The sequence below is a fragment of the Nocardia aurantiaca genome, assembly GCF_009708175.1.
In the GTDB taxonomy this organism is placed as follows: Bacteria; Actinomycetota; Actinomycetes; order Mycobacteriales; family Mycobacteriaceae; genus Nocardia; species Nocardia aurantiaca.
The window spans coordinates 130,602-143,565 of record NZ_WMBB01000016.1; the positions used below are offsets into that span (position 1 = coordinate 130,602).

The following is a 12,964-nucleotide window of genomic DNA, read 5'->3' on the forward strand; positions in this document are numbered from 1 at the left end:
GAGCGTAGGCTACACATAGCTGCTGGATGGTATTGATCATCGGGAGGAGCGCGTGGTGTCCGATGCCGCAGGGTCGCCGTCGGAGTTGCCGCTTGCCCACCGGTCGACGGCTGATATGCCCGGTCACTGGCTCCTGGCCCGGCTGGGTAAACGGGTGCTGCGGCCCGGTGGCCGGGAGTTGACCGAGCATCTGTTGGATGACGCCGATCTCGCGGGCGCCGATGTGCTGGAGATCGCGCCGGGGTTGGGCCGGACCGCGGTGCGGATCCTCGAGCATGACCCGCGCAGCTACATCGGTATCGAATCCGACCCAGCGGCGGCGGCACTGACCGCGACAGCGATCGGTGCGCGGGGGCGGGTGGTCGCGGGCACGGCGGAGGATACCGGGCTGGCCGATGCGAGTGTGGAAGTCGTGATCGGTGAAGCGATGCTGACATTGCAGTCCGACCGGGCCAAGACGAACATCGTCGCCGAGGTGTCACGTCTGCTGGGTCCGGGCGGCCGGTACGCGATTCACGAATTGGCGCTGCAGCCGGACACCATGCCCGACGAGGACAAAGCCGAGATCCGCAAGGCATTGGCGCAGTCGATCCGGGTGAACGCGCGACCGCTCACCGCCTCGGAGTGGAAACATCTGGTCGAACAGGCGGGCTTCACCGTGCGGATGGTTCGTTTCGCGCCGATGACGCTGCTGCGGCTGCGTCGGCTGATCTCGGACGAGGGGTTGTGGCGCACGGTGCGGTTCGTCGGCAACGTGGCGCGAGATCGCGGTGCCCGGTCCCGGATCCTGTCCATGCGCTCGACATTCCGCAAGTACCGCGAGCACCTGGTCGCGATCGAACTGGTGGCAGTGAAAGGCGCCGGCGATCGTCCCTGAGCCAGTCCGGCGGGCAGTGCCTGGTCGTGCAGGGTTGGCGGGCGATGCCGTCGTGCGGTGGCTCGAGGGTCACAGGGTTTGGCGGTAAGACCGGCTACCGCAGATGATTTCCCGAGTCGGTACCGCCCATGCGGTGCATTCGCCCAGGTCGGCACTCGAGTTACCACAGATAAGGGGGCGCTTATCTGCGGTAACTCCTCGGAGCGACCTTTCGTGGAAGTGGGCATGCCCGTCACTAAATCCGTTTGAGCGCAATGTGTTTGGTGTTCACTGCCTGCTTGGAGTGACTTTCGGGCCGCGACCCTCGGGTGCCGAGGCGGGTCGCTCTGCGGCTCAGTCCTTTTCGGCCGGGTCGAGGCGGCGGCGGGCGAGCTGCGTGACCCCGTTGTAGCCGTAGCTTTCGCCGTCGAGTTCATAGAGAGCGACGTATGCGGCCGCCGGCATCGGACCGAGGCGACTTGACAGCAGATCGTAGGCGTGGCCGATGAAGGCCGCCTTTTCCTGGGCGGTGTTGGTGCCGGCGGTGATACTGACCTCCAAGTGCACGCCGGTGGCCTCCACCGGGTGGGCCGCAGCGACGAACCAGCGCTCCGCGGGGACCAGGTTGATCTGCACGACGGTGACCTCCGGTTCCTTCAGCAGATCCTGCTCGAGAAGTTCTGTGATATCGGCAGCGAGAGCGGTCTGTGTGTCCGCGGCACAGTCGAGATCGGCGATGGTCAGGCGAGCGAAAGGCATCGGTATCGATCCAATCCATAGCTGTAATGGTTCAAACCATTACTACTCCGGCACGGAGTAATGTGTCAAACCATTACAGGAGGTGTGATGCCGGGTTCGAAGATCGAGCGCATCAGTCTGGCGCTGGTGGCGACCATAGGAGGCCGCTTCACCGACACCCCGGTCGAGCGGCTACCCGACCCCGGGGCACTGCGGGATTGGCTGGCCAGGTATGGCCTGGATGTCGCCGGTTGCAGCGATGCGGATCTGTCTGCGGCACGGGAGCTTCGAGAAGCCGTATACGATCTGGTCGAGGCCGCCGCCACAGGACGCCCACCCCGGTCGGCTGCACTGGCCACGGTCGACACCGCCGCCAACCAGTGCGACATCCCTCGAAAGCTGGTCTGGGATGAGCGAACCGGCTTCCATCTCTCCCACGGCCGGTTCTCGACCGATCAGGCGCTGACATCCATCGCTCGCGATGCGGTCGATCTGGTGACCGGACCCGAGCGAGACCGGCTGCACCAATGTGAAGCCGAAACCTGCGGCACCGTATTCATCGCGCCGGCCGGCGGCCGTCCGCGTCGCTGGTGCTCCTCGACCACCTGCGGCAACCGCGAACGCGTACGAGCCTTCCGCACACGCCGGTGACCCCTTTTCTGCTATCTGTGCGATGGGGACTGGTTCTGCCCAGCGGCGGCGTGACGCCCGGGTCCTCGGTGACGAGGCCCGCGTGATGGTCGACTGGGCGACGGGTCGCGTTCGGCGTGACCGACGATCGTCGCCGCGCTGGCACCGTTGTGTTCGGGGCCGGAATTGGGGAAAGGAAGCGAGAGTCGCGCGGCGGAGCGCTCGGGTGGGTAGGGTGGTCCTTCTGCATCCGGGATGGGCGGTGCCCGGTGGCGGTGGAGTGTTGCGCACCGCATGAAGTGGATTCGATGTCGGAATCAGTGCAGTCCGCCCGTGGCCCGCAGGCCGGGCAGGTCGAAGCCGCCGGTCGGCGGGTGCCGATCTACACCCCGGAGTTCGCGGCCGACCCGCATCGGGTATATCGGGAGTTGCGAAAGAGATTCGGGGCGCTGGCTCCGGTGGAGTTGGCGCCGGGGGTGCCCGCCACGTTGGTGGTCGGATATCGTACGGCGGTAAGGATTCTCAACGATCCGGATCGTTTCCCGGCCGATCCGAGGGTGTGGCAGACCGGGGTGCGGGCCGACTGCCCGGTGCTGCCGATGATGCAGTGGCGGCCGAACGCTCTGCGGAGCGCGGGGATCGAGCATGCGCGGTATCGGCAGACCAATACCGCGGGACTGGCCGGGATCGATCGGTACGGTCTGCAGGGCACCGTGGAACGGGTCGCGGTGTCGCTGATCAATTCGTTCTGTGCGTCCGGAACAGCGGATCTGGTGCGCGACTACGCGTTTCCACTGGCCTTCCGGGTGCTCAACCAGCTGCTCGGCTGTCCGGTCGACATCGCGGGGCAGGCGGCGGAAGGGTTCCGCGCCATCTTCGAGGGCGTCGGCGCGGAACAGGGCAACAAACTGCTCTTGGACGCCCTGCTGCGGCTGACTCTGCACAAACGAGCGCAGCCCGGCGACGACGTCACCACCCGCATGCTTCATCACCCCGCCGGGCTGAGCGACACCGAGATGGTGCACCAACTGGCCACTCTCTACGGCGCGGGCATCGAACCGCAGCAGAATCTGATCGTCAATACGCTGCTGCTGCTCCTCGTGGACGACCGGTTCGGCAGCAGCGCGCTGGGCGGGAGCCTGTCCACCCGGGACGCTCTCGACGAGGTGCTCTTCGACGATCCCCCGATGGCCAACTTCTGCATCAGCTTTCCGCCCCGGGCGGTGCTCGTCGACGACTGTTGGCTGCCCGCGCACCAGCCGGTCGTCATCAGCATGGCGGCCTGCAATACCGATCCGGCGATCCGCGCCGGCGTGTTCACCGGTAACCGCTCGCATCTCGCCTGGGGCGTGGGCCCGCACGCCTGCCCGGCCAGTTCGCTGGCCTACCTCATCGCCCAGGAGGCCGTCGATCAATTGCTCGACGCCCTCCCGGAAGTCCGATTGGCGGTCCCGGCGCCGGAATTGTCTTGGCGGCCAGGGCCGTTTCATCGCGCCCTGACCGGGCTGCCGGTCGTCTTCACGCCCTCGCCGCCGCTGCCCGAGATGTGAGGTCTGCTCGGTCAGCGTCCCCGGCGAACTCGCAACCACCGGACACCGCGGGACAGGCCAGTGTTCTGGCACACCGGGGCGTCCAGGTCGGTGCACAGCGTGGCCGTTATTGGTGAAAGTCCCTCGCGCAGAATCTGTTTAGCGGCCATCGTGGTGTGACCGTATGACACGCCCTGTTTCTGATGGCCGTAGTCCCGGCCGCGGCGGTGAGTCGGTAACGACAAAGCGGCACGTGTGGACCCGGGCAGCAGATCCACTGCGAGCAGCCAGCGCTGCACAGGTGTCCATCCATCACCGGCCACAGCTGTTCGGCGTGACCGAAGGTGAACTCCCGCAACAGCGTTGCCACCGTCGAGCGCATACAACCATCGAACAACTCCTGACAGTCGGCCGCTAGGTAACAGGCCGACATCATGGGATCTGGTCGGCGAGCTGTCAGGAGACAGGGGATGGGATGTGGTCGTCGCGACCGGAGCGAGTGTGCTGTGGCGGGTGCGGTTCCGGATTGAAACCACTTGTGGTGCAAGAGGTTTCGAACGGAATGCTTCGGGCGCAAGGGATCTGGGCCGAGTCGGTACGCATGGACTGACGAACATCGGGAAGCCGCAAACAAATTCGCATGGAACGCAGATTGAATACTCGACCATCTATTTCGGATTATTTGTCCATCTATTATTTGAATATTTAACCAGTTGAACCTTTCCCATCGATTGGCCGAAAAAATACTTTCCAGAGAATGGCTTACGCCCTTCATTTGTTCACTTCGTGAACATCCACTGGCTTCGAAACATTGGGCTCGGCGCCACAGGTTTCCTCCAGGATTTCCCGAACCTGGCAGCGCCAGGGTTGGTTAATCCTTCAGGAGGATTCGTGTTCAGGAAGCGCATTGTGCCCGCACTCCTTGCGGCCGCAGCTTTCATCGGCGTGACGACGGCGGCCGTTGTCACCTCACCCACCGCGCAGGCGGCGTCGACGGTGCCGACGTTCGATCACATCGTGCTGGTGATGTTCGAGAACCATGCCTACTCGCAGATCAACGGCAGTTCCAGCGCCCCGTACTTCAATAGCCTGGCCGGTCAGGGTGCGAAATTCACCCAGTCCTTCGGGGTTACCCACCCGAGTGAGCCCAACTACCTGGCGATGTTCTCCGGCTCGACCCAGGGCATCACCGACGACAGCTGCCCGCACACCTTCAGCGGCAACAACATTGCCAACCAGCTGATCACCGCGGGGAAGACCTACACGAGCTACTCCGAGGCGATGCCCTCGGACGGTTACACCGGCTGCTCGAGCGGCACGTACGCGCGCAAGCACAATGCCGCGCCGAACTTCAGCAATGTGCCCGCGACCAGCAACCTGCGGTTCAGCCAGTTCCCGAGCTCGGCCAATTACGCGAGCCTGCCTGCTGTCTCGTATGTGGCGCCCGACCTGTGCAACGACATGCACGACTGTTCGATCACCACGGGTGACAACTGGCTGAAGAACAACATGGACGCGTACGCCCAGTGGGCGAAGACGCACAACAGCCTGCTCATCGTCACCTTCGACGAGGACAACGGCAGTTCGTCCAACCACATCTTCACCACGTTCGTGGGGGCGCACACCCAGGTCGGCAGCTTCTCCAACCAGATCAACCACTACAACGTCCTGAGCACCATCGAAAGCTCCAACGGATTGTCTCACCTGAACCCCGCCGCCGAGATCACCAATGTGTGGAACTGACCGCCTCGCGGACAACCGCAACTGATCGGTAGCTGGAAACCCGCTCGCGGACATGCCGGCAGCGTGTCCGCGAGCGTCTCGCGCAACTCACGAAGGTGGCACACCCGTGTACCTGTCCACGATCGACCATCCGCACGCCGGGGATGACACCCCGACACCGTCGCGAAGGAAGGCGCTCTTCCTGTTGACCGGCAATGTGTTCGCGCTCGGCGCGGTCAGCCTGGTCACCGACATCTCCTCGGAAATGATGACCGCGATACTACCGGTGTACCTGGTCGTCGGGTTGCATCTGAGTCCCGCCGTCTACGGGGTCGTCGACGGCACATACACGGGCGCGACAGCGCTGCTGCGGCTGGTCGGTGGATATATCGCCGACTCGACGCGCCGCCGCAAGTTGATCGCGGGGCTCGGTTACGGGTTGTCGGCGGTGGCCAAGCTCGGGCTGCTGGCCGCGGGCAGCGCCGTCGGCGCGATCGGCGCGGTTATCGCGATCGACCGCACAGGCAAGGGCCTGCGCACTGCGCCGCGTGACGCTCTGATCACCCTGTCCACCCCACAGCAGCTGTACGGCCGCGCGTTCGGCGTGCACCGGACAATGGACACGATCGGGGCGTTCACCGGGCCACTGGTCGCGCTCGGCATCCTCGCCGCAACTGCGCAATCCTACGACGCGGTGTTCGTCGCCAGTTTCTGCATCGCCGCGTTCGGTGTACTCATACTGGTGCTTTTCGTTCGGGACCACCACGACGAACAGCCACCCACGGGCACGATCTCGCCCTCGGCGCTGGGGGGTCTGATCGCGATGGCGCCGGTGCGGCGGCTGGTACTCGCCGCGTGCCTGGCCGGGATGGTGACCATCGGCGACGGCTTCGTCTACCTGCTGCTGCAACACCGGGAACACCTCAGCGTCAGCTGGTTCCCGTTGCTGGCCGTCGGGACGAACCTGTCCTATCTGCTGCTGGCCACGCCGCTGGGCATGCTCGCCGATAAGATCGGCCGACTGAAAGTGGTGCTCGTAGGCTACACCGCGCTGGTGCTGGTGTATCTGTTGCTGTTCGGGCCGTTCGGCGGCACTGCTCTCCTCCTGATGGTGCTCGCGCTCTACGGCCTGTTCTACGCGGCCACCGACGGCATACTCATGGCGCTGGCGGGCCCGGTCCTGCCCGAATCCCTGCGTACCACGGGAATTGCGCTGATCCAGACCGGACAGGCGCTGTCCTACCTGGTGTCCTCGGTGATGTTCGGGCTGGCCTGGACGGTGTGGGGGCCGGCCGACGCGAGCCGCGTCGCCGCGGTTCTGGTCGCGGTGGCCGTGCTCGTTATCGGCCTCCTGCTGCGCGGCATCCCGGCCACGAACACCGCCGGTTCCGCCGGGGACGTCGCCGAGGAGCACGCATGACTCGGCGAATGCTCCTCGCACTGCTCGGGTTCGTGCTGCTGACCGCCGTCGCGGTCGGTTACGGCATGTTCGTGGTGACCCGCGTGCCGCCCGCGGTATCCGCGTCCGACGCCCTGAGTCTCACGGGCGGGCGGATTCTGTTCCGCAGCACCGCACCCGACAGCAAGGGCCACCTGGCGATGGTGCCCGCGGAGAATCCGGGCGGGCCACGCTCGGTATCCGCGCTCGACTGCCTGCGGGTCCACGCGGCGGGCGGCACCGGCGTCTGTCTGCGACAGGATGGCGCTCTCTCCACCTTCCAGGCCGCCATCCTCGACAGCACACTCACTGTGAAGCGGGAGATCCCGCTGGTCGGCGTGCCGAACCGCGCCCGGGTATCCGGGGACGGGCGGCTGGTGGCCTGGACGGTTTTCGTGGCGGGCGACTCGTACAACAACGGACGGTTCTCCACCCGCGCGGGACTGATCGACATCGAAACCGGGGACATGATCGACTCACTGGAATTCCTCCCAGTGACCCTGGACGGCCGTCCCTACACCGCGGCCGACCTCAATTTCTGGGGTATCACGTTCGCCGCCGACGACAACACTTTCTACGCCACGATGTCCACCGACGGACGCCGGTTCCTCGTGCAAGGTGACATCGCGGCGAAGAGCATTCGCACCATCGCGCAGAACGTGGAGTGCCCATCGCTGTCCCCGGATGGCAGGCGTATCGCCTTCAAATCGGCGATCGACGGAGACCCCGGGAAGGGCTGGCGGCTGACCGTACTGGATCTGGCCTCGGGCGTGCGGACCCCCCTGGCCGAAACCCGCAGCGTGGACGACCAGCCGGCCTGGCTGGATTCGAACACCATCGGTTACGCCATTGCGCGGGGCACCGACTCGGATGTCTGGGCTGTCCCGGCGGACGGCTCGGGCGGTTCACGTCTGCTCATCCCGCACGCCGAATCCCCGGCGGCACTCGGCTGATTTGAATACGGAAATTCTGACAGGCAGAACTCGCTTCGGAGAAGAAAAATAATTCCTGATGCAATCATCGGCTAATAACGAACCCGGTCGAAAAAATTCCACCGAATTCCTCGACAGTCACCAGAAATCGCCGCGGCTCGCGGTCCGCGACCTGCCCCGTGCCGGGGCTGTCGCCGCGCTGATCGCACTCGTTATCGGAGGATCCGTGTTGGCAACCGATTCGCGGCGAACCGAAAAGGCGAGCAATGTTCTGGCATCGTCGGACGTTTCCGAGACGTCGAACGGGGCGGATTCGAGTACCGAGGTCGGGGCGATCAGCGACGTCGCCAGCATTTCGGAGACCCCGGATGATGGAACCGTTCCGGATGACACCACGGAGGCGGATACCCCGGGCGACGCGGACACCCCCGGTACCGACACGCCCACCAGCGAGTCGCCCGCGAACACCATGAGCGATTCGCCCACGACGAGCACCGATACCCTGACCCCCACCCCGTCCTCCGGTCCATCCTTCAGCGTGAGTGTGAGTGCGAGCATGGGCTTTTCGGTGCAGGTCGCCCCTCCATCGGACACGAGCCAGGCCGCTCAGGTCGGCGTCAGCACCAGCCCGGATCCGATCACCACAACCACTGTTCCGGTCACCAGCACCACTCTTCCGGCGAGCACCTCGCCGATCGAGACAACGACGACAACGACGACAACGACCAGCGTCCCGACAAGCTCGACGTCCGGCGGTACGACGACGCCGCCGACCGGGGTCCCGACGACAACATCGTCCGGGGTCCCGACGACGACACCGACTGTCATCCCGACAACGACACCGACTGTGACCTCGACAACGACACCGACCGGCAAGCCGACACCCACATCGCCCCGGCGCACTCCGTCGACCCCCACAACCACCAGGACAACCGACCGGAAGCCGGTACCGCCACCGTCCCGGCCGACGATCGCACACCCACCGACCACGACTCCACCACGGCCGGTGCCGCCGGCCACGCACAAGCCCACGAAGCCGAATCCCGCGACGTCCGCGCCCCTCCCGGCCAAGTAGCCCGGATGGGAAGACCTACTGCGACAATGTATTTCGAGGGCCGATGACGAAACCCTATTCACCCGGCCCGCGCGGTCGGCGTGTGCTGACAGCGCGCCCGGCGCTGTTGGTGGCCGCGGTTGCGGCCGTCCTCGCGGGATGCGGTGACGCGTCGGATCGAAGTCTCGATCCGGCGCCGCCTCATGCAGGTGAGCCGGTCCCGGCGATTCGCCTGGGCGCGGTCGAACAGCCGCTCGACCAGCTTCGTGAATGGGCTCGAGCGCGGTCCGCAGAAAACGGGGTGCCCGTGCGCGCGATGCAGGCTTACGCATACGCGACGGTGGCCATGTCGAAGGCACAGCCCGGATGCCATCTCGGGTGGGTCACCCTGGCCGGAATCGCCCGTGTGGAAAGCGATCACGCCCGATTCGGCGGTGCCACCATCGCCGCCGACGGTCTGGTGCGGCCACCGATCCGCGGAATCGCCTTGGACGGCACGGGCGGCAACGCGCGGATAGTCGACCCTGACGCCACGGCTCGAGCCGGGCACACGGTGTACGCCCGCGCGATGGGTCCGTTCCAGTTCATCCCCGACACCTGGAAACGCTGGGGTGTGCGCGCCGGCACCGACTACAACACTCTCGCCAACACCTTGGGGACCGGCAAACAAGCGGCCACCAGCGATCTTTCGGGGAGCCCGGACAATATCGACGATGCGGCCCTGGCCGCCGGCCGGTATCTGTGCGCGGCCGGCGGCGACCTGGCCACCGCTCACGGCTGGCGACAAGCGATCCTGGCCTACAACCACTCCGCCGCCTACGTGAACCAAGTGCGCAACGCCGCAATCGGATATCAGAAGTAGCGGGGCCGATGGCTGTGTCCGATGGGAATCCGCCAGACCGCCCTGGTCTTCCACGTGCTGATGATCCAGGACATTCTCGCCCGACCTGGCCGGTGGCCTGATGAGGATCGCGAACCAAGAGGCGGGTCTCGTTGCGGGTCGGCGCCCCCTCACCAGCGGTGGACGAGCACGTGCCGCGACACAAATCGTTCCCCGATCATCGCGAGGCGGATCGACGGTTATTGTTGGGCCGTTTCGGTGGGCCGAGGAGCGCAAAGGTCGAAATTGCCTGCCAGACCGAGTACTTCCAGTACCCGTATGACGCAGTAAGACCCCTCGATACACATCCCACAATGGCACCGGTCGGCGTAGTCCTGGACCGCGATCAGGGCCCGAACCCCGGCCACACCGAAGAACGTGACCTCTCTCAGATCGATGACGGTCGATTCGCCGATGCCGACGCAGTCGAACAGCGCCTTCTGGAACGTGGGAGCTGTCAGAGCGTCGATCTCGCCGCGGATGGTGCAGAGGTGTGTGTGGTCGGCCGTGGTCGAGGCCGTGATGCTCAGCAGGCCGGGAGAAGGGAGGTAACTCATTACGATCACCTGGTTTCGGGCGCGCAGACTTTTTCCCAGATCCCTGCACATAGCGTACCCCGCCGCGGACGCCGGCCAAGCCGACCGGGACAGTCCCGGGTTGCCTGTACCGAGCGCCGACCGCGGGGCTCTCTACACGGCAGAGCGGTCCCGTCGTCCACCCTCAGTTCTCCTGGGCCGGAGCCAGTTATGCGATACGTGCCAGGAACGGGTATCTCGTTCGGGCGCGTCCTTGTGTGGACGGATTCCCCCTCGCGATCTCACCCTCGATGGTGAGGACCGCACGCCACGCCACACCGGACTTGCCCGAATGTGCCCCCGCTCGGCGCGCGGCCGCCGCGAGCGCACCCTGAACGGGCTCTCGGATCTGGTATCTGTCGGTATCACACGGTCGGAATTCGGCCCACACGCTCAGCCAACCGAGTACGGGCGAGTGGGAAGGAGATCGGGGTCGGGTCTGCGGGTCGGTAGGCCTCGATGACGCGCAGATGAGTGGTGAGTCCGGACAGGCCGGTGAGGTGGGCTTGCCAGCGTGGGGCGCCGACCAGCAGGATTTCGACCTCGCAGGCTGCGACGGCGTCTGTCGCCAGCGAGCGATCCAGGACAACCAGGACCTTGGTGACCGGTTCGAGGCCTTGGTTCGAGTAGTCGAAGCCGACCTCGGAGGGCGCGTAGCGGAAGGTGAGCAGTTGAGGGCCGGAGCATTCCCTGATGAAACTCCAGCCGCGGGCGCGCATCAGGATATCCAACCCGGCGAAGACCCGCATGTCAGCGCCGGACACCGGATGGCCGCATTCGGTGCCCAATGCCTGCATGACGCTGGACGGCGGGTATCGGCGATGCCAGAGCTCGGCTTGTACCGGCGTGATGGACTCGTCCTCCTGGCCCTTGGTGCCGGGGCGGCTGTCGCGCGCGGTTTGCCAGACCCGCCAGAGCGTCTTCTTCTCCTTCGGCTTGGACATGACACCCATGCTCGCAGTCGCGGCGCAGACCCCGCGCTGACACGCCCGCCGGGCCCCGCACTGCCTGATCCGCGGTGAACTATCGCGCGTATGTCGCGAGGCTGCGCACCGACGTGGGGCCGGGCAGCTTCATCGGTACCGGTGCCGACGCGCCTCCAGCCGTCTCAAATGGTGCGGGCAGGGGCCACTGTCATCGGCGTGGGCCTCGAACAGTTCGACCGCGCGCCGACCGACCGCACCCGCCGGGTCGATGGGTCGAGGCGCCGGCCGACGATGAATTGGCCTGATGAGTCGGCGGACCACACGCCCACGTCATGTCCTGTCCGACGTGCTCGAGCACGGTCGGATCAATGCCGGTTTGGCCGCGGGCTCGGCGGGTATCGCGCCTATCGACCGGGCGAATGTTCCACTTCCCTGGCGTAGATAACGGGAGTCGAGCAATGATCTACCGAGATAGCAGGTTACGAGCAGGCGGCACCCGTCTGGGCGGTATCGTGGCGGTGCTTGTGGTGGTTTGGCTGATCGTCGGTGTTGTCGCCGCGGGGCAGCGTCACTACTTCGATAGCGCCCCCCGCAACTGTGCCAGTGGAGGGACCATCGCACTGACAATCATCGCCGGCCCACTCAATTACTCCGGTGCGAACCCCAGGGTGAACAACTGCGATGTCAAGCTGCCGCAGCCCAGCCAATAGAGCGGCGGTGCGACCAGGAGCCAGCCGCCGCTGTGTGGGAGCGCGTCCGGGAACTCCGATCCGCTGCTGTAACTCGGTGTACATTGCAGCGGCCCCTGCCGGTGGACGCAGCCCCTTGACGGCAGCCGGTCGTGGGGCTTCTTCCGCGCTGTCGCCTCGGTTCGGCGACTGTTGGCGCGGCAGCGCTGGCTGTCGGTAGCGTTGAGTTGACTCGTCTTGCGGCACAACCTGATTCGCGCGCATGTGCGCTGGCGATTATCCCGCTTGTGCGCGTTGGCGACCGTTTCTCGAACAGTGTCCGGCGCCGGGGTATAGCGATGGTCCAATCGCGAACCGTCGACGGAGGAGGAGATATGGGCAGCACGACAGGCGATCCGCGTGAGCGGGCGGATCTCGACGACGACGGCCGCGAGCCGGATTTCGCCAGCGAGCACGAGACAGTGACGACCGATCCGGACCCGAACGGAGAGACCGAATCGCCGCGGGGACTGGGCGGTATGGATCCCGAGAGCGGTGGCGTTGTCTGACGTCGCGCCGCGTCGGGTCGTCATGGGACTCGGTTCGGAGACCACGGTCGGTGAACTATCGCGGCGGCGAACGGCGTCACCACTGGTACTCAGCCGCGCGGGGGTCCTGTCGCGCCGGTGCGATATTCGGCGGTGATGAGGTCGCTCAGCCGTATCAGCGATTCCTTGTTACGCGGTTTCAGCAGTATGGCTTGCACCGCGTCGGGAAGGAGACGCCCGATTCCATGGGTAAAGGTCTCGAACATCCGGATTTCGGTGTGATCGGCATCAATGCTGGTGAGTTCCAGCCGGATCGGGCCCGACCGAACGGCCACATGCCGGCCTGCAACTCGAGCAGGCGCGGCGGATCCGCGGCGGTCACTGTCGTGGCGTCCTGCACCATCAGTGGCCATGCGCCCACGCTGTGCTCGATGCGTGCGCCGACTTGCGGCCAGTTGCCGTCCACAT

14 protein-coding genes are annotated in these 12,964 nt (G+C 65.7%); 9 read left to right on the plus strand and 5 right to left on the minus strand.

The genetic code is table 11. The annotated features are described in order from the left end of the window. Positions 1–55 precede the first annotated feature (55 nt). Entirely contained in the window at positions 56–877 is an 822-nt protein-coding gene (locus tag GLP40_RS29000) for a class I SAM-dependent methyltransferase (protein ID WP_407671702.1), read from the plus strand. 333 nt (positions 878–1,210) lie between these two features. Here the strand turns inward: GLP40_RS29000 and GLP40_RS29005 are convergent, their stop codons facing one another. Then, a complete protein-coding gene (locus tag GLP40_RS29005; protein ID WP_154791192.1) occupies positions 1,211–1,615 on the minus strand; it encodes a tautomerase family protein in 405 nt (134 codons plus the stop codon). Positions 1,616–1,702: 87 nt separating this feature from the next. Between GLP40_RS29005 and GLP40_RS29010 the strand changes: the two genes are divergently transcribed. The 5 genes from GLP40_RS29010 (at position 1,703) to GLP40_RS29030 (ending at position 7,866) form a co-directional block, all read left to right on the plus strand. Next, positions 1,703–2,245, plus strand: a complete 543-nt coding sequence (locus GLP40_RS29010; RefSeq protein WP_196054834.1) for a CGNR zinc finger domain-containing protein — start codon at positions 1,703–1,705, stop codon at positions 2,243–2,245. Positions 2,246–2,532: 287 nt separating this feature from the next. After that, positions 2,533–3,774, plus strand: a complete 1,242-nt coding sequence (locus GLP40_RS29015; RefSeq protein ID WP_154791194.1) for a cytochrome P450 family protein — start codon at positions 2,533–2,535, stop codon at positions 3,772–3,774. A gap of 870 nt (positions 3,775–4,644) precedes the next feature. Continuing rightward, positions 4,645–5,496 (plus strand): alkaline phosphatase family protein, encoded by an 852-nt coding sequence (locus tag GLP40_RS29020; RefSeq protein WP_328290790.1) that lies wholly within the window; start codon positions 4,645–4,647, stop codon positions 5,494–5,496. 106 nt (positions 5,497–5,602) lie between these two features. Continuing rightward, a complete protein-coding gene (locus tag GLP40_RS29025) occupies positions 5,603–6,895 on the plus strand; it encodes an MFS transporter (RefSeq protein ID WP_328290791.1) in 1,293 nt (430 codons plus the stop codon). Then, positions 6,892–7,866 carry a TolB family protein gene (locus GLP40_RS29030; protein WP_154791196.1) on the plus strand — a complete coding sequence of 325 codons (975 nt, stop codon included), beginning with the start codon at positions 6,892–6,894 and terminating at the stop codon, positions 7,864–7,866. Before GLP40_RS29025 ends, GLP40_RS29030 begins: the two co-directional genes overlap by 4 nt. A 585-nt stretch (positions 7,867–8,451) precedes the next feature. Here the strand turns inward: GLP40_RS29030 and GLP40_RS29035 are convergent. Further along, complete coding sequence (locus GLP40_RS29035; protein WP_154791197.1) at positions 8,452–8,865, minus strand: hypothetical protein; 414 nt, start codon at positions 8,863–8,865, stop codon at positions 8,452–8,454. Positions 8,866–9,215: 350 nt separating this feature from the next. Here GLP40_RS29035 and GLP40_RS29040 point away from each other — a divergent pair, with 350 nt between their 5' ends. Continuing rightward, on the plus strand, positions 9,216–9,761 hold the full coding sequence (locus GLP40_RS29040) for a lysozyme family protein (RefSeq protein WP_230330038.1): 546 nt from the start codon (positions 9,216–9,218) through the stop codon (positions 9,759–9,761). Between the two features lie 218 nt (positions 9,762–9,979). Here GLP40_RS29040 and GLP40_RS29045 read toward each other — a convergent pair whose 3' ends face one another. Together GLP40_RS29045 and GLP40_RS29050 are read right to left on the minus strand one after the other, a co-directional pair. Beyond that, the gene (locus GLP40_RS29045; RefSeq protein ID WP_154791199.1) at positions 9,980–10,387 is read right to left on the minus strand and encodes an STAS domain-containing protein; all 408 of its coding nucleotides are present in this window, start codon (positions 10,385–10,387) and stop codon (positions 9,980–9,982) included. A gap of 332 nt (positions 10,388–10,719) precedes the next feature. Next, a complete protein-coding gene (locus GLP40_RS29050) occupies positions 10,720–11,298 on the minus strand; it encodes a hypothetical protein (protein ID WP_154791200.1) in 579 nt (192 codons plus the stop codon). A 440-nt stretch (positions 11,299–11,738) separates the two neighbouring features. On the opposite strand from GLP40_RS29050, the gene GLP40_RS34165 reads away from it, so the two are divergent. Next, positions 11,739–11,990 (plus strand): hypothetical protein, encoded by a 252-nt coding sequence (locus tag GLP40_RS34165; protein ID WP_230330039.1) that lies wholly within the window; start codon positions 11,739–11,741, stop codon positions 11,988–11,990. A gap of 353 nt (positions 11,991–12,343) precedes the next feature. Further along, complete coding sequence (locus GLP40_RS29055; RefSeq protein ID WP_154791201.1) at positions 12,344–12,517, plus strand: hypothetical protein; 174 nt, start codon at positions 12,344–12,346, stop codon at positions 12,515–12,517. A gap of 89 nt (positions 12,518–12,606) precedes the next feature. On the opposite strand, the gene GLP40_RS29060 is transcribed toward GLP40_RS29055, so the two are convergent. Further along, positions 12,607–12,909 carry a hypothetical protein gene (locus GLP40_RS29060; protein ID WP_154791202.1) on the minus strand — a complete coding sequence of 101 codons (303 nt, stop codon included), beginning with the start codon at positions 12,907–12,909 and terminating at the stop codon, positions 12,607–12,609. Between the last annotated feature and the right edge of the window lie 55 nt (positions 12,910–12,964).

Bases quoted from the DNA above. Each gene is read 5' to 3' on its own strand.
- GLP40_RS29005 (WP_154791192.1), bottom strand. From the start codon at position 1,615: ATGCCTTTCGCTCGCCTGACCATCGCCGATCTCGACTGTGCCGCGGAC.
- GLP40_RS29010 (WP_196054834.1), top strand. From the start codon at position 1,703: ATGCCGGGTTCGAAGATCGAGCGCATCAGTCTGGCGCTGGTGGCGACC.
- GLP40_RS29015 (WP_154791194.1), top strand. From the start codon at position 2,533: ATGTCGGAATCAGTGCAGTCCGCCCGTGGCCCGCAGGCCGGGCAGGTC.
- GLP40_RS29030 (WP_154791196.1), top strand. From the start codon at position 6,892: ATGACTCGGCGAATGCTCCTCGCACTGCTCGGGTTCGTGCTGCTGACC.
- GLP40_RS29040 (WP_230330038.1), top strand. From the start codon at position 9,216: ATGCAGGCTTACGCATACGCGACGGTGGCCATGTCGAAGGCACAGCCC.
- GLP40_RS29045 (WP_154791199.1), bottom strand. From the start codon at position 10,387: ATGTGCAGGGATCTGGGAAAAAGTCTGCGCGCCCGAAACCAGGTGATC.
- GLP40_RS29050 (WP_154791200.1), bottom strand. From the start codon at position 11,298: ATGTCCAAGCCGAAGGAGAAGAAGACGCTCTGGCGGGTCTGGCAAACC.
- GLP40_RS34165 (WP_230330039.1), top strand. From the start codon at position 11,739: ATGATCTACCGAGATAGCAGGTTACGAGCAGGCGGCACCCGTCTGGGC.
- GLP40_RS29055 (WP_154791201.1), top strand. From the start codon at position 12,344: ATGGGCAGCACGACAGGCGATCCGCGTGAGCGGGCGGATCTCGACGAC.
- GLP40_RS29060 (WP_154791202.1), bottom strand. From the start codon at position 12,909: ATGGCCACTGATGGTGCAGGACGCCACGACAGTGACCGCCGCGGATCC.